This is a genomic window from Paenibacillus amylolyticus, from assembly GCF_051136285.1.
Lineage (GTDB): Bacteria > Bacillota > Bacilli > Paenibacillales > Paenibacillaceae > Paenibacillus > Paenibacillus amylolyticus_F.
Genome location: NZ_CP194938.1, coordinates 2,960,339 through 2,981,230 on the forward strand (window position 1 = coordinate 2,960,339; position 20,892 = coordinate 2,981,230).

A 20,892-nucleotide genomic window follows, 5' to 3' on the forward strand; every position below is an offset into this window, starting at 1 on the left:
CTAAATGTGAACTTCTTAAACCTTACTTAAAATTTGAACTAGATTGTGATTTTAATCACAAACAAAAGCGCCATCGGACTATACAATAAAGACATCAAAGGTGATCACTTAGAAAAACAAAAACAACACACACTAGATTAAATAGAAGGAGTGGTTTATATGTTTAGCTTCAACCTATGGCTTAGAGAAAACAAAGTGGCAATGTGGATTTTGACAGTACTTCGGGTGTATATCGGTTATGACTGGATGACTCACGGATGGAGCAAATTGACTGGCGGATTCCAAGCTGGCGGGTTCCTCACAGGAGCACTTGAAAAAGCAACGGGCGATCATCCAGCCGTTCAAGCTTGGTGGGCAACGTTCCTTGAAAAATTCGCTATTCCTAATGCCGGATTGTTCGACTTCGTCATCCCGCTCGGTGAATTCCTGGTAGGTTTGGGACTCATTCTGGGATGCTTCACAACAGTTGCAGCACTGATGGCGATGGTCATGAACTTCGCGTTCCTCTTCTCGGGTACAGTAAGCACGAATGCTCAACTGGTTCTACTCCAAATCTTCATCGTTGTCGCTGGTGCAAATGCTGGTAAAATCGGTCTGGATCATTGGGTACTGCCTTACCTTCGCGGATTGTTCAAAAAGGACAGAAGCATTCAGCCAACAGACACGCCAACCATCACACCCACTAAGAAAACAGCTTAATCATTAAAATAATATAAATTCAGCCCTGCTTCCTCCCCTTGAAGCAGGGCTTTTTATTGCATTATTTTCATTCGTTGTTCAGAACCTGACAACCTACACTGATTTGCTCTTATTCCCAGCCACTCTGCCGTCTTCAACCATCGTGCATCCAAGTCTCAACACTTGCTCACTAGTAGAATCCCATATTATGATGGTTATAAAGTCCAACAGAACAAAGGAGTATCCCTATGCCTACGCAGCGCCGTCTCGAAACTGATGCCGATTTCCAGGAAGCCATGACCTTAAAACATAAAATTCGGGTTTTCAAAGATAATCACCAGATCGACTCTGGAGGTATTATCATTCGTTTCGACGAGAAAACCATTGTTGTTCAGTCCAGTGTCAGTGAACTGGCCTACCACTCACGTACCGAATGTGAGTTATTCGAACTTCGCAAATAGTCCTGTAATTAACACTAAAAAAGGTTCCACGCAGTCAGCCAGCTGACCGCAGGAACCTTTTTACTTATTTAAAATCATACTACTGTATTCTTCATTTCATTCATCATAAATAACTTGCGCCAGATGAATCGTTATCTGTTCTTATCTGCTCCAAGTTATATGTCGTCACCAAACTGCCAGCAATTCAAACTTAATGTGCCGCAGGCATACGATTGAAATAATCGCTTTGCTGTGCGAGACATATCCGCTGTGCCCATGGCGTAGAACATTGGTGCCAGATGTTCCATGCCATAGGACGGAACTGCCGTCCGAGCATGAGGAGCTTTTTTTTCATACAGAAACAATTCTCTGGTATTCCACTGTTGCAGACGCTCAGCAAGCCAGTCATCGAACTCTACGGCCCAATCCTGTGGCTCGTCATCCTGTGCCAGCATTCTCAGATTATGCACTGTTCCCCCACTTCCGATCATGAGCACATTATCATGCCTGAGCTGCTCCAGCATACGCCCAATATCATACTGTTCTTGCGGAGAACGCAGTGAATCTACCGATACGGCGATAACCGGGATGTTCGCTTCAGGGTACATATGCAGCAGCGGCACCCATACGCCATGATCCAGCCCCCGCCCACGGACAGGTCGATGTGGCAAGTTGCTACGCGAGAATAACGCACAGATCTCATCTGCAATCTCGGCCTGACCTGCTGCGGGGTATTGTATGTTATACAACGCTGAAGGGTATCCGTAAAAATCATGCAGGGTCTGATGGGATTCATCCATCGTCACCGAAGGCTCGGGACAATCCCAGTGTGCGGTGAATACAACGATGGCCTTTGGAGCCGGCAGCCTGTCTCCAAGCTCGTTCAAAAATTGAGTGTAGTCACTGCTCTCCAACGCCAGAGTGGGAGAACCATGCGCAATGAATAGTGCGGGTAATGTCATTGCTGCCAACCTCCAGACACGGATAGGATGCTTACCTCTCTATTTTACCCCGAAGAAGGCGCTTTTCCAAGTTAATAACCGTTACTTTTGACTGATGACTTTTGACTTATCCCTTAGATCATCCAATGTTGCCAGTTCTCTTCAATCTTCTGACGCTCCCCGAGCCATTCTCTCGTACGGGTGATCAGTTGTTCACGCTCTTTACCGGATGAGAAGGTGTGATTGCCCTGGAAAATAATCTCTTTGTCGCAGCGTCCTTCCTGACGCATCCAGAAGACCTTCTGATACAGAAACGCATAGTCTACAGGGATAACCTCGTCCGAAGTACCGTGCACAACCAGCACATCGCCGCTGAACTTCACCGCTTCCTGGAATGGCTGATGTTCTGCCAGAGAGTTGAAGAATTTGGGAGTGAATCTGTAGCCGAGATAATCGGCAGCTCCTGCTTTTACACCGTCATCATACACATCACGGCCCGTAATTTTCACAATATCGTTAAACGGATAACCCACAGCCGACCACATCACCAGGTTTTTAACCCGTTTGTCCCGTACAGCAGTCAACAGTGCAACTGCTCCACCCAAGCTATGTCCTATCAAAGTCACACGAGTAGGGTCTACATCACTGCAGTTCACAGCATAATCCAGCACAGAACGAGTCTGCAGTACCATGGACTCCAGCCCTTCTGCTCCGTATTCACCGCTACTCTCTCCGCAGCCGATGTAATCGAAACGCAGCACCAGATATCCGTCTTCCGCGAGTTCACGGGCTGTCTTCACAAACAAGCGATCCACTCCAATTCGGCTTCCTACGAAGCCATGGCAGATTACAGCCAAGGGAACACGTTGCTGACGTGTCTCCTCTTTGATATCTTTTACAACCGGATAGTGAATAGTCGCGGTTAACTCCTCTTCTCCGTGACGGATGCTGATCTGACGTTCCATACCGATTTCCCCTTTCCATGGTGACCTTGCGATCTGTTCCTTGTTATCCGTTCCTCGTTATATATTCAATGTTTTATGTTAATTATGTTTAATCCGATAAGTTTAGTAAGTTTTAAGAAGATATTAGTATATTATCATTCCCACACCCGCAAGTCAACGCGAGAAACGATACAATTATTTCGTCCAGAGTTGTTCTGTTTTGACCCATTTCCCTGTAAAAAAAAGAGCCTGACTGTATTCAGCCAAGCCCCGCAATTTGTGTCATGTTTCAGTTCAGTTCCTATATTCATTCCATGTGCATGTCTGTTATGTTGCTCCTTACGATCCTACTCATAGCTCCTGCGGAACATCGCATGCGTCTCGATTCGTCCGTTCCACTCATGCTGCTGACCTGCTCCCTCGTTGTCCCAAAAACTTCTGCCCTGCCAATTGTCATCGTTCAGCTCTTCTCCAAATTCCGTATCCTCCCCAGCCTCTTCCAACGGAACCACCTCATCCACGACACCACGGGAATTACTATTGAGCAGCATCTTACGTGTCAGATCTGATTGTTTATCCATGCTAACCACTCTCCTATCCATCATTCATTTCGGTTTGGAAATGCTACTATTGTGATGGATTAGGCAGCCCTTTATTCATGGTTCACACAATTGTTGCTTCTTCGGATCAAGCCAGGTATATTCAGGCATGCGCAGGGGAAAATAAAACCAAAATCACAGGCATGCCTGTCCCGTAAGCCTGTTACCGAAAGGAATGTACTCATGGCACATCTACTTGGATGGATTCAGCATCATGGAAAGCTGGTGCTCCTATGCACCTGTGTTGTGCTGGCCTGTATCGGACTATGGGTAAACCACAAGCAGTTATTTTATAAGGAATGACTTTGCGAAACGAGAGCCCATCCCGTATACTAAATTACCGTCAGGGTCTTCGGAGAATGGAAGATCAGAACGTGTGAAGACAGGGGGAGCAAGCATTGGGGATTTCCTATAAAAAGCTGAAAGAAATACAAAATCGGCAAATCACAGAGATGAGTCGTATGACACCAGACAACGTGCAATTCTATAACCAGATTAGCACCATCGCACGGCAGGCTCCGGCAGACGAAAGAGCACAGGAAGAATGGATTCTTGCTGCAGGAAAAGCCATTGTACAAGCACAAAAGGATAACAAATCAGTTCGTGAACTGTACAGCTCTGATCTGGAACAGGATATTTATGCTCAACTTGGAATAAGTGATACAGATAAAGATACGCAATCAGAAGCGGACATAACAATGAAAACCGATACTATTGCGGCAAACACCAGCAAAAGAAACCGTCCCGAAAAAAAGCAAAACGCTCAGAAATCACATACCAATTCTTCGGGGAATTTTAACAAAAATATCAAAGCCAACACAGCTCAGGCTGCTGACCCTTCAGAACCCACCGAACCCGTGAAACGAACACCCAAATGGTACGTTATGATCGCTTGGGCAGCGATATCCGTTGTGTTATTCATTCAGGGGTGTGCAGGTTTGTTCTTCGGCTTAACCGACGGGGATACGGAAGCTTTCGAACATATCAGCCTGTTCTCTCTTATTATTGCCGCTGTAGGTGGAATCGCACTCGTGGAGATGCTGCGCCGATTAGCAGAGCGTCCAGACGACCAGGGAGAGGACAAAAACCTCCTGCCTAAAGTTAATGTTCGGGGCGTTGCCATTTACATCGTTATTGTTGTGCTTGTTCTCTTCGTCGGTTACCCACTCCGGGATAAACTTCCTGTGTTTTACCTAGCACCATGGGTGAGTGCCGTTATTGGTATTGCAGGACTTGCTCTAATCCGGCCTCTCTTTGGGCAGAAAAAGCAGGCATAATCATACAATAAAAAAAGAGACCGTCGGGTCTCTTTTTTTATTGTATGAAGATTGGTTCTCTAATCGTTATACAAGTGCAGACTCTGCTTCAGTTGGAGCTGATTGCCCAGTTTACTGCTTTTGCCTGGCGTTTCCCCGAATTCACGCTTAAATTTATTGCCCCGTTGGGTCCCTTTAAACCAGCGGCCAAATTCCCATGTACAGATTACCCTGCGGATGCATTGAAAAACTCCCTTTCCAGGATGGAAAGGGAGTTGGGGTTAAATTTAGAACAATAAACTTGGCACACCTGTATTCTCCTTACACTTACGGAGTTTGTGTACCAGAAGATGATGACTCACTACCGCCAGAAGTCTGACTGTTACTTCCACCAGAAGCACTTGCTCCGGAATCCGTACCAGATGCCGAAGTTCCTGATCCACCTGTTCCTTGGTCAGAATTTGAAACGGCTGCTGGAATAGAGAAGATAAAATCCTCTGATTTATTCGTTGTGTTTTTTGTTGATTCGACAGGAACAGATACCACCCAAATTTTATACGGCCCAGCTGCAAAAGCTACATTGTTAGAATCTGTAGCACCACTTCCAAATTCTACTTTTATTGGCTGTGTGCTGCCTACATTCACCGTTTGTATAGCTTTCAAGGGTGGATTTGTAGAGTCATTCTTAACAATGTAAATTTCATATTTAGCGATCCCTGTTTCGGTTAAATTGGAAAAGTTCACGGTAACTGAATCAGCTGTAGGCGTTGCACTTGTTACCGTCGCCTTATCAACAGGTGTTGGTGCTTGGTTTTTTGCATTAATCGTAAAATTAGTAGATGTCGCTATATTTGATTCTCTTTTGCTATCAGACTCTGACAAGATGACTATTTTATATGACACTCCATCTTTAATTTCAATGCCATTGCTGTCTTTCAAAGTGGAAGGCAGTACTGCAGGGCTTGAAGTTACCTCAACTGCATTATTTTCTCTAATCGTCGCTTTAGCCGTATTAAGATCAAATGGAGTTGCAGCCGGTACAACCATTAACATGTAACGCTTGATACCTTGCGCCGAATCAGGTTTACTAAAATTCACAGTTACATCAGTCGCATTACCTGCAGCTTGATCTGCTTTTTTAACAACAATATCGCCAAACTTAACTGCTGACACGGCAGACGTTACTGATAAACTGATATCTGCATATGCTGATGATAGTACATTCGGAGTGCTGCTACTGTTACTGATAGCAAGAACAAATATACGATAACTCTGATCATTCGTAATATCTGCGCCATCTGTAGTTTTAACATTTTCTAGGTTAAAGGTATAATCTCCACTACCACCAGCTTTATTCACACTCTTGTAATAAGGATTCCGATTTGCTTCTTCCAGGTTGAACCTTCCTGTATTGGCGGACTTAACCACGAAGACACGATAATGATTTATATTAGCCTCATTCGAGGGTCTATTAAAGGTCACTTGTAGATCTTTGCCATTCCCGTTATCCGCCACATCAGTTGCACTTACTTTCGTAGGTGCAGTAACCGTTGTATTTGGTGTCAGCGTAATTTGGGCCGAATATGAAGACAATGCGTTTTGGCTCCAGTTCCCGTTGCTATTCACGGACAGGACAAATACACGATAAGCGTTGTAGTTTGCAATTCTATATCCATTTGTATCAAATGCATTGCTCGAAAGGGTTACGGACAAATTACCACCCGTTTTATTCACCTGTGTGTAATAGTTCGAAGAATTTGCAGCATTCAGATTGAAGCTTCCTACATTATTGGCAGGTACAACGAACACGCGATAGTGGGAAACAGTGGATTCGTTAGTTGCTCTGTTAAACGACACGCGAAGATCTGACCCATTCCCGTTGTCCGCAACATCTGTAACAGACAAATTCGATGCCACACCTGCAATATTATTCGAAGTCAGTCTCAGCACACTGGAAGAAGCCGACAACGCATGGGTGTAGTTATTCTGCTGATTGCCGGCTGCCATGACATAGATTCGATAATCCTGCAGATTCGTAATGTTGTAACCACTGGTATCCCGCATGTTTGAAGGCAGTGTCACCGTAAGGTTATTGCCTGTTTTATTGACGGTGTAGTACAAGCTTGAAGACAGATTGCTGGCAGTGTTCAAGTTAAAGCTGCTGGCTACCGAGTTACGCACAACAAACACACGATAGTTCGCTACCTTTGACTCATCCGATGAGCGATTAAAACTTACCTGAATGTCACGTCCATCTCCATAATCCGAGATATCTCTCACTTGTGTAATAACCGGAGCTGCTGCTGTGTTCACAGACAAGGTCAGTGAAGATGAAGCCGCGGACAGCTTGCTATCTGTTGTTGTATTCGCACTAACGGACATAATGTACACAACATATGCCGTTCCACTCTTGATCAACTCACCCGACGTATCCCGTGATGAAGAGGTCAGCTGGCTTTTGATTGTAGCAGAGTTTCCTTTGTAGATGATCGTGGAATTTGTGGTAGATACCTTATTCGCAACATTTTGATTAAATGTGGATGCGTCCTTCGCTTTTACAACCAATGCACGGTAATACGTAATATTTGAATTCGTGCTCGGCTGTGTGAAATTAATCTCCAGATCTCTTCCATCGCCATAATCGCTAACATCGGCAATACGCAGACCCGTTACAGCCTGAACGGAAGGTTTCACCTGGTTCAGCTTCAGAGCCTGTGAAGACCAACCTAATGTGTTTTGGTAGTTATTATTGCTGTTGCCCACGGTCAGTACATAAAGACGGTATGTTTCATTACTATTCAGCAAATCACCGTTGACGTCACGTGTCTGAGCGTTTAGGGTCAACTTTGGATTCGTGCCGTTTGGTGTAATGGAAGTGTAGTTTGCCGGAGACACTGCCGAAGCAACTGATTCTTTAAAACTGTTTGTATCCCGATTTTTCACCAGCATCACTCGGTAAGCGGATACTGTTCTTTCTGACGTTGCACGTGTGAAGCTTACCGTCAGGTCACGTCCATCTCCGTTGCTGCCAGATACTGATCCGTAGATATTCCACGCGGAAAACTGCGTATCGTCAATCGGCGTTTCCGGTGTATATGTGTTTTGAACATCGACACGCTGACTACGTGAGTTCCAGTATATTTTTTCTCCGAAGGCTTCGCTCACAAAACGAATCGGCACCATGGTGTTACCCTTGATCGTCGTCGCAGGAACATCCAATACATTCAGTTGACCATTGATATATGCAGCCTTGGAACCGAGTGTTAATGAAACCTCTTGATCCCCACGGGTTGCTGTAATGGTTTTCGTTCTATTGTTGTACTTCACTTCTGCATCAAGTCCTTCAAAAATCGACCGAAGCGGAACCAGCACACGTCCAGCCTTCATCACAGGGGCTTGAACAGACGGTATCTCTGTACCATTAATATAAATGCTGATTCTTGCAGCCGCATCCATCACAGACGTTGGCAGTGCAGACATAAGCATGGCCGATACGGCCAACGCTGACATCACCTTTTTAACTTGTTTGCCTCCCGCTTTCCTCATAACTCTATCCCCATTCTCCCATAATTAGTTCACTCTTATAGATTAGCTATGCGATTCAGTAATTCCTGTATTTTCCTATGCACAACTAAGACGCTCCGGTTTGTGAAAAAGTTTCCGGTTTCCCCAAAATTATTTTCGCAGAAAAATTAGCCATTCATCTACCCTGTAAAGGTTAAAAATAACAGAAGAATTTGTCACCATTCCGCAACCACTTCCTGCATCAATTACTATAATCTTTAAGTAATCGTTAACCGAGCATGGTTTACATGCTATTTATCAATTTCCATTTTTAATAGGCAACTTTTATTTCGTCTACTTCGTCTTCTTCTAATAACACAGAACTACAGGAGGTTTATATCTATGACATCATCTATATATTTTTTCAAAAATAAAGGTATTCGCACGCTGCTTACCGCCACGGCGATTGCTATGCTGATGCAAACAGCAGTTGCTCCAGTCGCTGGCATTGCTTCTGCTGCCCCTGCTGCGGACAGCAAAGTAACTTCGGTCAGTTCGGCCGCGATCTACAAATCCTTCCAGAACATGTTATACAAAAAAGATGGCCTTCCTGCGACAGACCGCTATCTGGAGTCCAAGATTAGCCAAGTCACCCCTTATCATGCAACATTGATGGTTCTTCAACTGGAAAATGCCCGCTTCAAGGCGCTAACCGCCATAACGGATCGCATGCTTGTGCCAAATGTTCAGGATCAGATGCAGAAATTATACAAGTGGAATGACAGCTTCACCCAGCTGATGTCCCGCACCAAGGACACAAGTCTTCGCTCACTGCTGCAGCAGGCCAGAGACAGTGGTTATCGTCTGGTTACGATCGAGGGTTCACTCTATCCAATCATGAATTATGCCGCCTTTGAAAAATATACTTCTTATGTAAATAAGGATATCAAACAGTACATCCGAATCATGGCTGTCGAAACGAGTAACATCTCGACTGAGGATGGAGGTCTGATGATCGGATATCAGGACATGCTGAATCGTGCTCTGAATCAGGAACAATTCCTGAATGATTATCCTAACTCCAATCGTAAACAGCGGGTACAGATGCTAATGAATGAATATACTCTATACACCTTTTACGGGTTGGATAATACACCTCTGTTTGATTACGATACCAACATTATGGCTGAAAATGCGCAAAAAGGTTACAAAGCTGTCTTACAGCGCAACGCTTCCGAGGATAGTGCCTTTTTGAAAAAACTGAATGAATTCATGGATGTCGTCGCTGAATCCAAGTTTGAAAAAACAGAAACGGTGGAAAAATGGCTGGAGCAGAACGTATCCAGGAACGAATATTCAAATCAGTAGAGGCGAGCATGTGTGAAGACTCCAATTAAGGGCACGAGATCGGAAGATGGAATCTGTACAGGAATGAATTAAAAGAAATCGATGCGATGAATCGGCAAAATGACGATAAGTAGGCCTCCACAGCAAGCTAATCACCCAGATGAGTTTAAGAGTGTTATGGGTGTGTGGGTGTGTGGGTGTGTGGGTGTGTGGGTGTGTGGGTGTGTGGGTGTGTGGGTGTGTAACGGAGCTTACGCGATGCGTGTACGAGTGCACGATATATTTCTAACGATCACCAGAAACCTTATTTGGCCGATGTAGAGGTGTTCAGAAATCTAACGATCACCAGAGACGCTATTTCATCTGAAATGAGTAAAAGTCGATGATTTTTCGCCCGAAATGGTGAAATAACGCTTCTCCTGATCGTTAGAATTTGAAAAGGGCTGAAATCGACCAAATAGCGTCATCTGTGATCGTTAGCCGATCCACGGCTCAAAACATCGGCATGATTGCGATTACTTGGGCGGGGCGGCGCTTCTGGTGTATGATCGTGGTTACTTTGGTGCTCGTTGCTGTAATTTCTGGTGTAAGACCATGGTTCGTTCGATTATAATCGCTTTATCTGTCACCACATATGACACCAAAAAGACGAAGTCAACGACCCTCCTGGGCGTTGCTTCGTCTTTTTCATGCTGCTGAGACAGTATCCGTGCCTAACCACGTCCCTGCCCCTTCGAATTACCACTAAGATTCAATTCGTTTAACCATATGATAATACTCATGTCCACCGATGAGAATCACTTCATCCTGAACGTAGCCTTGCCATTCATAGAGCTGCATGGCACGGGCATTGTCCTGCTCCACGATCAGGGCAACCTGCGTGTGCCCGAGTTCTCTTCCCTGCTGCTCAAATGCAGCCATCAGTGCACGGCCGATTCCCTGCCCCTGAAAAACTTCACTTACCGAAAGAGTATCGAGATAATACTCTCCCGGACGGGTTTCTTTTACCAAAGCATATTTCTCATCCTCATCACGTCCGGAACGATTGAGAAGTGGCTGATCCAGTCGCTCTACATTATCACCGGCATACGCCACCAGCATCCCAGCAATCTGCCCATCCTGCTCCATCACGGTGATATTCTGATAACTGATCCGGTTATTCTCCTGTGTAATGAACTCCCGTAAAATGTCCATCGCCCGCTCATGATTACCCTCACCTGCAAGCGCATAGGCAATCTCCCCAATTGCCTGCACCAGCAGCGGGATGATCTGATCCACATCTTCCTTCCGAGCTGGTCGGAGCTGAGGCACTGACTTCTGTTGATCCGATCTTATAACTGATTTCACCTGTGAAAAGACGCCCCTCTCTACATCTATATCTACAATGCCTGCCTCTGTTTTTAGCTCTATTCCCTGTCTCTACTTCTGTTTCTAGCGTTGTTCCCAGTTTATCCCTATATCTGTACCTGTAGATCTTCATCGCTTATCTAATTCGAATTGTTCGAATTGAATCATTCGTCCAATTACAGTTTGATCAGATTAGCATGTTGAACAGATTCAGGTTTTTGTTCAGCTCGGTGTAGGCAATGCCTTTGCGGTTCATTCGTTCGATGAGCGGCTGGTAGTCTTCTTTGTACATGAGCTCGATGCCAACCAGGGCAGGGCCATTTTCTTTGTCATGTTTTTTCGTATACTCAAATCTGGCGATATCGTCATTCGGGCCGAGCACTTCCTCCAGGAACTCACGCAAAGCCCCTGCACGCTGCGGGAAATTCACCATGAAATAATATTTCAGGCCTTCATAGATCAGGGAACGCTCTTTGATCTCCTGCATCCGGTCGATGTCATTGTTACCACCGCTGATGACACAGACCACCGTCTTGCCTGCGATCTGTTCCCGGTATTGCTCCAGTGCAGCTACTGCCAGCGAGCCCGCAGGCTCAACAACGATGGCATTTTCGTTATATAACTCCAGAATCGTTGTGCAGGCTTTGCCTTCTGGCACCTTCACAATGTCATCCAGAATGTTACTACAGATGTCATATGTCAGATCACCAACCCGTTTTACTGCTGCACCATCCACAAATTTATCGATATCATCCAGCGTGACCACTTGTTTGCGGAACATCGCTTCACTCATGGAAGCTGCCCCAAGTGGCTCCACCCCAACAATGCGTGTCTCCGGGCTCACCGTTTTCATATACGTTCCTACCCCTGCTGCCAAACCGCCGCCACCAATTGTGACAAATACATAGTCCGCATTTTCATCAAGGCTTTCCATGATCTCCATCGCAACTGTGCCGTTACCCGCGATAATCTTGGGTTGATCAAACGGATGGATAAAGGTCATACCCTGTTCGTCACATGCACGCATTGCCTCAGCATACGCATCATCATACGTATCACCGATCAAAACAACTTCTACATTGTCGCCGCCAAAGCGCCGCACCTGCTTCACTTTCTGATTCGGCGTTGTGCTTGGCATAAAGATTTTACCGTGAATGCCCAGTGCATTACAGCTAAAAGCTACACCCTGTGCATGGTTGCCTGCGCTGGCGCAGACGATGCCTTTCTCCATTTCAGCAGGAGTCAGACTGCGTATCATGTTGTAGGCCCCGCGAATTTTGAACGAACGCACCACTTGAAGGTCTTCCCGTTTCAGATACACGTTACAGTTATATTTGGCCGACAATACAGCATCACGCTGTAACGGCGTTCTCACAATCACTTCACGCAGCACATGGTGTGCGCGCACGATATCTTCCATGCCCACACTGGCATGTCTGGAAACTTCGTTTCCGGCTCCCGTTCCTGTTGTTTCTTGATTCTCTGGTTTCATCTGTCTCCACACTCCGCTTATATGTTCTAGCAATGTCATACATTGCTTTTTCTTTTTATTGTATCACTTTTACTCTGTCCTTGCGTCTGATGCGAAGAGAAACCGTCTGCTGCTGCCCATGAAGACTTAAATCTTACAACTTGTCCCCTATCCCTCATCGCTTAATTCTTAATCTCTATCCCTTTCTCCTAAATTCCTAGCCTTACTCCATATTACTTAGCATTCGCAAAATCTCACCTGTAATGACCTCAGGATCTGTAAACATCACCATATGCCCCGAATGTGCTGCCTCCACCCACCTTGCATTGGACAATTGGCTCACCGTCTGACGATGAGCTTCAACCACTACAGGTCTGATTTTACGTTCTCCCTTGCCTGCTAAGGTACCCGAAATAATGCTCACTTCCAGATCCCCCAGCTTCGGGGGCTGCTCTTGTAACAGCTTCAACTCTCGCAAAAAGTTCTTTCCCTCCGCAGCCATCGTCTGAGCGGCTTGTACCGTAAAGTCCTCCCGGCGGTGATCCGCTACAATGTCAGCAGGCTGACTAAGAAAATCCTTTATGCCAAGAAAACGATACAGCCCCACGCGAGCCAAAGCCGGAATAAATGCACCATTAACCGCAAAACCAACCTTCGCCATGCGAGAAAAATATAACTCACAATGCTCATCCGACGGATCAATAAGAATGATCCCCCGCAGACGTGACAGATTAGTAGCCGCCGCTGCCCGTACAATTGGCCCTCCCCAGCTATGCCCCACCAGAATAAACGGCCCCTTCCCGAGCGCCACCAGCAGCTCATTCAGGTCTTCCGCAATTCGGGTCAGGGTGCGTGGAGAAGAATCGACATCACTTCGCCCTGCTCCTGCCCTGTCGTACACAACAGTACGCGCATGTTCCGCAATCGCCGGTACTACCAGCCCCCATGTAGATCTGGAGACACCCATGCCCGACTCAAAAACCACAGTCACTTCCCCCGTGCCCTTCGACATGTAATGCAGCTTGCGGCCATCCCGGGTCTGAATATATGCACTTGAACCTAACGTATGTAATCCACCGTCATGACTCATGCTTCACCTTTCCTCTCCACTGATCCCCACGTTCCGTCTGTCATCATTGACCCTAAATGAAAATGATTATCAATTACTAATTATACCTTTTTACTTGTAAAAAAAGAACACCCGATCCATAATCGGATCGGGTCTCCTTCTCAGCCTTGCAACGGCTGAACGTACAATATAAAACGTACGACCTCGCGTCCTTTTCCTAGCGCATATCCAATTCCATTCGCATTAATGATCCATCAGCGTATACCTGCATTTTCTTATCCGCGAATGCCGTGATTCTTATTGTTCATCTGATCGAGTAACTGATTCATCGTATCCTCGGTCATGGCGCCACCACTAAAGGCCACAAGGGCACGCAGCGGCATATATTTCATCATGGCATTCATCATATCCGCATGGTCATTATCACCAGAATCGTCACCGCCGCCGAAACCGCTCGCTTCCTGAAATTGCTGCAAAGCCTGCTCAATCAGCTTTTTATTCTCCGGATCGCGCTGAATATCGCCAAGTGTACTGTTACGTGTGTACGTAGGAATAAACGTAGCGGTGGATTCGACACTCACCCGAGTCTGCAAACGAATATCACGCGAAGAGCTGCCTACCTGAATCTCGAACTCGCCAGTTTCAACATGCCAGTCTTTCATATCCACGTTGTAATACGCGAACGAGCGTTTATTCAGGGTGAAATGAACCATTTTGGACTCACCTGCTTCAAGTGCCACTTTCACAAAACCTTTCAGTTCCCGCTCTGGACGAATCACCGTACTCTCCACATCACTAACGTACAGCTGCACAATCTCTTTCCCTGAATGTTCTCCGGTGTTGGTGACGCGTACTTGTACCTGCACCTCGTCCAGATCTGTTAGTGCTGTGCGATCTACCTGTAAATCGCTATACTCAAACGTTGTATAACTCAAGCCATATCCAAACGGGAACAGCGGCTCCAGCTCTTTTTTATCATAATAACGGTAACCAACGAAGATACCCTCGCGATAATCCACTCGATCCGCCTCACCAGGGAAGTTCAGATAGGACGGATTATGGCTAAGCTTGGCCGGGAATGTCTCAGCCAGTTTACCAGACGGGTTCACCTCACCGTAGAGCAGATCGGCGATTGCGCCCCCTACAGCCTGTCCGCCAAGATAAGCTTCAAGCACCGCTTGAACCTGCGGCAACCAAGGCATCTCCACTGGAGAACCGTTGCTTAACACAACCACCACACGGGACTGCACCTTCGCCACCTCTTCGATCAGTCGGATGTGGTTGTCCGGCAGACGCAGATGGGCACGGTCATACCCTTCGGATTCATAACGATCCGGCAACCCTACAAATACCACTGCGGTATCTGCTGCTTGCGCAGCCTGAACGGCCTCCTGCAACAACGTATCATCCACATCGTCCTCTTCAATCCGGTACCCTGGTGCATACGAGATGGTCACTCCATCGCCTCCCACCTTAGTCATCTCGTCCACAATATCATCGACCTTGGTCGGATTAATGTGGGAGCTTCCCCCTCCCTGAAAGCGAGGTTTACGCGCAAAAGCACCTACGATGGCTACGCTGCCTTCACGTTTTAGCGGAAGAAGTCCGGCTTCATTTTTCAACAAAACCATACTCTCGGATGCCACTTTACGTGCAAGCTGGTGGTGCTCGGTTTTATCGTACGAAGCTGCTTCTTTCTTATGATCGACCGTTTTGAAAATTAGCGTAAGCAAACGCTCCACCGCAAGATCCAGCTTGTCCATCGACAGCTTACCGCTCTCCACAGCATCCATCACCTTGCGTTCTCCAATACCGCCGCTTGCTGGCATCTCCAGCTCCAGTCCAGCTGCAAGTGCATCTGCCCGCTCATTCACAGCACCCCAGTCCGAAACTACCAGCCCTTCATGTCCCCATTCATCCTTCAAAATGTCAGTCAGCAACCACTCATTTTCACCTGCATACGTGCCGTTCACTTTATTATAGGAACACATCACCGTCCAAGGCTGTGCGTCCTTCACCGCGCCTTCGAAGCTGGCCAGATAAATCTCGCGCAACGTCCTTTCGTCTACCACCGCATCAATGGACATCCGCCGCTCTTCCTGATTATTCACTGCAAAGTGTTTGAGCGATGTCCCCACGCCTTGGCTCTGCACACCCTGAATATGAGCGGTAGCCATCTGAGTTGATAACAGCGGATCTTCGGCAAAGTATTCAAAATTCCGTCCGCCCAAAGGAGAACGTTTAATATTTACACCCGGTCCAAGCAGTACCGCCACATCCTCAGCCTGACATTCTTCACCCAAAGCCACGCCCACTTGGCGCGCCAGCTCGGTATCCCACGAACTCGCCAGCCCTGCGGCAGACGGGAAACAGGTTGCAGGAACACTTGAGGTCAGACCCAGATGATCTGCGCTGCTATCCTGTTTACGCAATCCGTGAGGGCCATCTGTCACCATGATGGATGGAATGCCGAGACGCTCCACCCCTTTGAGATGCCAAAAGTCGAGTCCTGAACACATTCCTGCTTTTTCTTCCAGTGTCATCTGCTGTACCAAATCTTTGATGTTACGTTCCACATTAACCCCTCCAGTTCATGATATCCGTATAGTGTCAAAGTAATATACTAAGCATACCGCGTGAACTCTCACCATTTCAAATCCTTACCCGGTTCGTGACGTTTACATAACAGATTCCTTCATTTTTCCTGAGACATATATGTTGAATGAACAGTTTTACACTGTGCACTCCGATGACAGAATAACCTTCCAATCGCTATATCCTATATAGATTATAAAAAAATAAAAAAAGCCCGATCTCACCGATCAGGCTGTTGTGAACTTCTTATATATGTCGATATGTGCTCGATCTCGTAATACAATACATTCAAGTACCGTACCTGTATTACACCTGTGATGTATACCATGCTGCCGCAGCTTCTGCTTCGGTACGTGTCAGTTGATGTCCCTGACGTTCCCAATGCATATGCACATTAGCACCTGCTCCGCTCAGCAGCGTAGCCAGTTCCTCCGTTTCACGTCTCGGTACGATGGGATCATTCTCCCCTGCACCGATAAAGACCGGCAGTCCTTTCATATCAGGTAGTGTCAGTCCGCGTAGCGGTACCATCGGATGGTGCAGGATTGCTCCCTTGAATACATTGGACCGATGGAACATCAAACTCGCCGCAATATTGGCACCATTGGAGTATCCCAGTGCATACACGTTTGAACGATCAAATCCAAATTCCACAGCAGCCGCATCGATAAAAGCACCCAGCTCTGCCGTCCGTGCAATCAGATCCTCTTCGTCAAATACACCTTCCGCAAGCCGGCGGAAGAAACGTGGCATGCCATTCTCGGATACGTTTCCCCGTACCCCTAGAATCGCTGCACCCGGAGCAATCATCTCTGCCAGTCCAATCAGATCATTCTCTGTGCCTCCAGTACCGTGGAGCAAGAGTAATGTTGGCGCATCTGGCTGCGCACCTGCTTTATAGATATGTTTCATTGTGGCTGTACTCATGGTTTAGACTCCCCTTTCCATTCACGTACTTGAATTGGTGGCAGCAATTGTTCAATCTGCGCACGCTGTGGTTCGTACCATTCTGGCAGCATCAATTTCTCACCCATCGTCTCTTGCGGCTCATCCCGCGCAAAACCTGGAGGGTCTGTCGCAATCTCAAACAGAATGCCGCCCGGTTCACGGAAATATACCGCGTTGAAGTATTGACGGTCGATCACCGGTGTTGGATGATATCCGGTTTGATCCAGTTCCTGCTGAATCTGTTCATGTTCCGTGTAGTCTTTGGCACGCCATGCAATATGATGCACCGTTCCTGCGCCGCCGATGCCGCGCTGAATGCCTGTTGATTGAATATCAATGATCTGCCCCAGATCACCGTTTGCACGCAGACGGATCAGTCCGTTTTCTTCGCCGACCTGCTCCAGACCAAGCTTGCTGACAAGCACATCCATCGTTTTCTCAGGCACGTGACTATAGAGCACCGCACCGCCAAAGCCTTTGATCGCATGCTCTGGTGTCACCCCGTTAAATGCCCACTGGCTTGGCTCGCCGCCTTCGCGCTCAACCAGTTCAAGGAGCAATCCTCCTTTATCGAAGAAACGAATATATTGTTCACCGAATCTCGTTTTATTTTCATATGGAATATCGAAGGAAGCAAGACGTTCTTTCCAGAACGACAGGCTGCCCACCGGTACCGCATAAACGGTAACTCCGGTCTGACCTGAGCCAATCACACCTCTTCTTGAATTTTGCTGCGGGAAAAACGTAATGATCGTACCCGGCGCACCTTGCTCATTGCCGTAGTACAAGTGATATACATCCGGTGCGTCAAAGTTGATCGTTTTTTTCACCAATCTAAGTCCCAGCACACCTGCGTAAAAATCTACATTTTTCTGAGCATCGTCGACAAAAGCCGTAATGTGGTGAATGCCTGAAGTTCTGAACATAATCTCCACTCCCTTGGTTTTGGATTATTGTACATCGTTATTTATCTTTAAATTAAGATTCTTTAAATTCATATTAATCCATCTGTAAGCATTATGCAAGCATTTATTTTAAAATTAAGATAATAATACAATCGACCTTAACTTGTTCGATGTTCAAGTCTAGAGGTGTAGCACGGAACCGCTTTTCACATTAAAAAACAGGTCTCCGCACCGAAGCACGGAAACCTGTCTTAACGTAAATACAAATGAACCGTTTTGAGCTAGACCTGCTTCTGGCTCTGATTCTTACACCAATTTTAATTTCTTCGGTGGATTTACCAGATCCTTATGCTCGTATTCATCCTTGATATCCCCTACAATCTCTTCGAGAATATCCTCCATCGTCACCATTCCGATCGTTGCGCCAGCTTCGTCTTTGACAGAAGCGATATGCACACGGCTATGCTGCATCTGCACGAGCACATCTTTGATCGGTGAACGCTCCGAGAAGCTCGGCATTGGATGCACAGAGGTGTTCATACTAAACGTTTTGCCCGCAGCCACACTGGTTAACGTTTGCTTGGTATTAATAAACCCGACAAAATGGTTCACATCCCCATTTGCAATCACAGGATACCTCGTGTACTCATGCTGGTTCAACACTTCAATAATCTGATCCAGTGGCATTTCCTTACTAAGCGTAACAATTTTATTTCGGGGAATCATGATCTCCTGAAGCAAACGCTCATCAAAGGCAAAAATATTTTTGAGATAATCCAGCTCCGTCTGGTTAATCTCGCCACTCTCATAACTTTGCGCCATAATCAGCTTTAATTCCTCTTCGGAGTGGACCGTATCATGCCCGGCCGGTTTGATACCGAATATGCTGAGTAATAAACGTGCTGCACCATTCAGCGCATAAATGAACGGATTCATGATTTTACCGAACCAGTAGAGCGGTGGTGCAAGCAACAACGTCATTCGCTCAGCAAACTGAATGGCAAGTGTTTTGGGTGCAAGCTCGCCGATTACGACATGAAGGAAGGTGATAAATGCCAATGCAATCGCGTAAGAAAGTACGGTTGACAGTGCAGCCGGCACTTCCAGACTCTGGAATAACGGATGCAACATCTTCTCTACGGTCGGTTCACCCAAGGCACCCAGTACGAGCGCTGTAATCGTAATACCCAGTTGACAGGCAGACAGATAATAATCCAGATGTTGTGCCACTTTTTTGGCGACCACTGCTTTTTTGTTGCCTTCCGAGATCAATTGATCAATACGGGACATCCGCACTTTCAGAATAGCAAACTCGGCTCCTACGAAAAACGCGGTCAAACCGATAAATACAGCTACTAAAAATAAATTCAAGGCTATTATTCCGTCCAATGATTTCCCTCAAGATGAGGGATTCACCTCCATTAAGTTTTGAAATAAATATATGCAGAGCAACGTTCTTCTTCCAACAATTAAGCCAGAGCGCTTGCAGCTTCTTGGACCTCAATGCCGTTTACACGCTCAAGCAGCACCTGCTTGATGTGATAGTTCTCGGCATCCACAACCGTCCAGACATAGTCGCCGTGTTCAACCGTGTCCCCTTTTTCCACGCCGACACCCTTCTGGTACTGAATCCATCCGGCAACGGTATCCATCTCTTCATTACCCTCGAATACAATCCCGAATTGACGTTCCAGTTCATCCAGAAGTACACGTCCGTTAATCAGATACTGGTTTTCCCCGGTTTCCTGAATGTCCGCTACTTCATCTGCATCGAACTCATCCCGGATTTCACCGACCAGCTCTTCGAGGATATCCTCCATCGTAATGATTCCCGAAGTACCGCCGTACTCATCCACGACGACAGCCATATGAACACGTTCCTGCTGCATTTTGATCATCGCATCTTGAATGGAAGTGACTTCCGACACAAATGGAATCTCACGCACAAATTCACTCAATTGATGTGCCCGGGTCGCAACCATGTCCGGCAAAATCTTCTTCACATTCACAACACCAATAATGCGGTCTTTGTCTCCATCCTCGATGACGGGATATCTGGAGTAGTTATGCTCATCCAATATAGGAATAATATCGTCGTAGGTCATATCCTGATTCAGTGTAACCAGTTCTGTACGCGGAACCATGATGTCTTTGGCATCACGTTCGTCGAACACAAAAACATTTTCCAGATACGAAAGCTTGGTCTTGTTGCTCTCATCGCCTTCATAGCTCTGGCTCATAATAATTTTAATCTCGTCCTCGGAATAGGCTTGATCATGTCCGGCAGGTTTCACACCGAATCCACGCAGGATTACACGCGATGCACCATTGAGCGCCCAGATAAACGGGTACATGACTTTACCAAACCAGTACAGCGGTGGCGAGAGTAACAATGTCAGTTTTTCCGAAAACTGAATCGCCAACGTTTTGGGTGCCATCTCACCAACAACGACATGCAAAAACGTAACGAGAATAAAAGCTATCGCATAGGAAGCAATCGCCGAGGCAGAGGCAGGTACATCCAAATAACTAAACACCGGATATAACAATCTCTCCACCGTTGGTTTACCCAATGCCCCGAGTCCCAGAGCCGTGACCGTAATACCCAACTGACAGGCGGACAGATAATAATCCAGATCCGAGACGACCTTTTTGGCGAGCACTGCCTTTTTATTGCCTTCGGCAACCAGTTGATCCACCCTTGATGTACGAATCTTTACAACAGCAAACTCCGACGCAACGAAAAATGCGGTTAGTACAATCAAGATGATAAGTAATGCGATATTTAATATGGTAATTATGTCCAAAGACTTCCCCGATAGTCAGGGATTCACCTCCAAAGATAGTT

General features: G+C 46.5%; 18 protein-coding genes. 6 read left to right on the top strand and 12 right to left on the bottom strand.

Annotated features, from left to right (window positions below):
- Window positions 1–159 precede the first annotated feature (159 nt).
- Both ACR8BL_RS12920 and ACR8BL_RS12925 read left to right on the top strand, forming a co-directional pair.
- Window positions 160–699 carry a DoxX family protein gene (locus tag ACR8BL_RS12920; protein WP_434748048.1) on the top strand — a complete coding sequence of 180 codons (540 nt, stop codon included), beginning with the start codon at window positions 160–162 and terminating at the stop codon, window positions 697–699.
- Between the two features lie 227 nt (window positions 700–926).
- Window positions 927–1,139, top strand: coding sequence for a hypothetical protein (locus ACR8BL_RS12925; RefSeq protein ID WP_434748049.1), 213 nt, complete (start codon window positions 927–929; stop codon window positions 1,137–1,139).
- Between the two features lie 155 nt (window positions 1,140–1,294).
- Here the strand turns inward: ACR8BL_RS12925 and ACR8BL_RS12930 are convergent, their stop codons facing one another.
- From ACR8BL_RS12930 to ACR8BL_RS12940, 3 genes are all read right to left on the bottom strand, one after another.
- A complete protein-coding gene (locus tag ACR8BL_RS12930; RefSeq protein ID WP_434748050.1) occupies window positions 1,295–2,080 on the bottom strand; it encodes a DODA-type extradiol aromatic ring-opening family dioxygenase in 786 nt (261 codons plus the stop codon).
- A gap of 113 nt (window positions 2,081–2,193) precedes the next feature.
- The gene (locus tag ACR8BL_RS12935; protein ID WP_434748051.1) at window positions 2,194–3,024 is read right to left on the bottom strand and encodes an alpha/beta hydrolase; all 831 of its coding nucleotides are present in this window, start codon (window positions 3,022–3,024) and stop codon (window positions 2,194–2,196) included.
- A 326-nt stretch (window positions 3,025–3,350) separates the two neighbouring features.
- Complete coding sequence (locus tag ACR8BL_RS12940) at window positions 3,351–3,584, bottom strand: hypothetical protein (protein WP_434748052.1); 234 nt, start codon at window positions 3,582–3,584, stop codon at window positions 3,351–3,353.
- Window positions 3,585–4,000: 416 nt separating this feature from the next.
- Here ACR8BL_RS12940 and ACR8BL_RS12945 point away from each other — a divergent pair, with 416 nt between their 5' ends.
- Window positions 4,001–4,879: a hypothetical protein gene (locus tag ACR8BL_RS12945; RefSeq protein ID WP_434748053.1), complete on the top strand. Its 879-nt coding sequence runs from the start codon at window positions 4,001–4,003 to the stop codon at window positions 4,877–4,879.
- A gap of 44 nt (window positions 4,880–4,923) precedes the next feature.
- A complete protein-coding gene (locus tag ACR8BL_RS12950) occupies window positions 4,924–5,157 on the top strand; it encodes a hypothetical protein (protein ID WP_434748054.1) in 234 nt (77 codons plus the stop codon).
- Between the two features lie 28 nt (window positions 5,158–5,185).
- On the opposite strand, the gene ACR8BL_RS12955 is transcribed toward ACR8BL_RS12950, so the two are convergent.
- A complete protein-coding gene (locus tag ACR8BL_RS12955) occupies window positions 5,186–8,404 on the bottom strand; it encodes a stalk domain-containing protein (protein WP_434748055.1) in 3,219 nt (1,072 codons plus the stop codon).
- Window positions 8,405–8,764: 360 nt separating this feature from the next.
- On the opposite strand from ACR8BL_RS12955, the gene ACR8BL_RS12960 reads away from it, so the two are divergent.
- Window positions 8,765–9,730, top strand: a complete 966-nt coding sequence (locus ACR8BL_RS12960; RefSeq protein WP_434748056.1) for a hypothetical protein — start codon at window positions 8,765–8,767, stop codon at window positions 9,728–9,730.
- Between the two features lie 448 nt (window positions 9,731–10,178).
- Complete coding sequence (locus ACR8BL_RS12965; RefSeq protein ID WP_434748057.1) at window positions 10,179–10,322, top strand: hypothetical protein; 144 nt, start codon at window positions 10,179–10,181, stop codon at window positions 10,320–10,322.
- Between the two features lie 131 nt (window positions 10,323–10,453).
- Here ACR8BL_RS12965 and ACR8BL_RS12970 read toward each other — a convergent pair whose 3' ends face one another.
- From ACR8BL_RS12970 to ACR8BL_RS13005, 8 genes are all read right to left on the bottom strand, one after another.
- Window positions 10,454–10,987, bottom strand: coding sequence for a GNAT family N-acetyltransferase (locus ACR8BL_RS12970; RefSeq protein WP_434756345.1), 534 nt, complete (start codon window positions 10,985–10,987; stop codon window positions 10,454–10,456).
- Between the two features lie 256 nt (window positions 10,988–11,243).
- Window positions 11,244–12,476: a threonine ammonia-lyase IlvA gene (gene ilvA / locus ACR8BL_RS12975; RefSeq protein ID WP_434753111.1), complete on the bottom strand. Its 1,233-nt coding sequence runs from the start codon at window positions 12,474–12,476 to the stop codon at window positions 11,244–11,246.
- 274 nt (window positions 12,477–12,750) lie between these two features.
- Window positions 12,751–13,617: an alpha/beta fold hydrolase gene (locus ACR8BL_RS12980; RefSeq protein ID WP_434748059.1), complete on the bottom strand. Its 867-nt coding sequence runs from the start codon at window positions 13,615–13,617 to the stop codon at window positions 12,751–12,753.
- A 254-nt stretch (window positions 13,618–13,871) separates the two neighbouring features.
- Window positions 13,872–16,172 (bottom strand): beta-glucosidase, encoded by a 2,301-nt coding sequence (locus ACR8BL_RS12985; protein ID WP_434748060.1) that lies wholly within the window; start codon window positions 16,170–16,172, stop codon window positions 13,872–13,874.
- Between the two features lie 325 nt (window positions 16,173–16,497).
- Window positions 16,498–17,103, bottom strand: coding sequence for an alpha/beta hydrolase (locus ACR8BL_RS12990; RefSeq protein ID WP_434753112.1), 606 nt, complete (start codon window positions 17,101–17,103; stop codon window positions 16,498–16,500).
- Window positions 17,104–17,114: 11 nt separating this feature from the next.
- Window positions 17,115–18,065 (bottom strand): ring-cleaving dioxygenase, encoded by a 951-nt coding sequence (locus tag ACR8BL_RS12995; RefSeq protein ID WP_434748061.1) that lies wholly within the window; start codon window positions 18,063–18,065, stop codon window positions 17,115–17,117.
- 285 nt (window positions 18,066–18,350) lie between these two features.
- Window positions 18,351–19,433, bottom strand: a complete 1,083-nt coding sequence (locus ACR8BL_RS13000; RefSeq protein WP_434748062.1) for a hemolysin family protein — start codon at window positions 19,431–19,433, stop codon at window positions 18,351–18,353.
- 80 nt (window positions 19,434–19,513) lie between these two features.
- Window positions 19,514–20,851 carry a hemolysin family protein gene (locus tag ACR8BL_RS13005; RefSeq protein ID WP_434748063.1) on the bottom strand — a complete coding sequence of 446 codons (1,338 nt, stop codon included), beginning with the start codon at window positions 20,849–20,851 and terminating at the stop codon, window positions 19,514–19,516.
- Window positions 20,852–20,892: the final 41 nt, after the last annotated feature.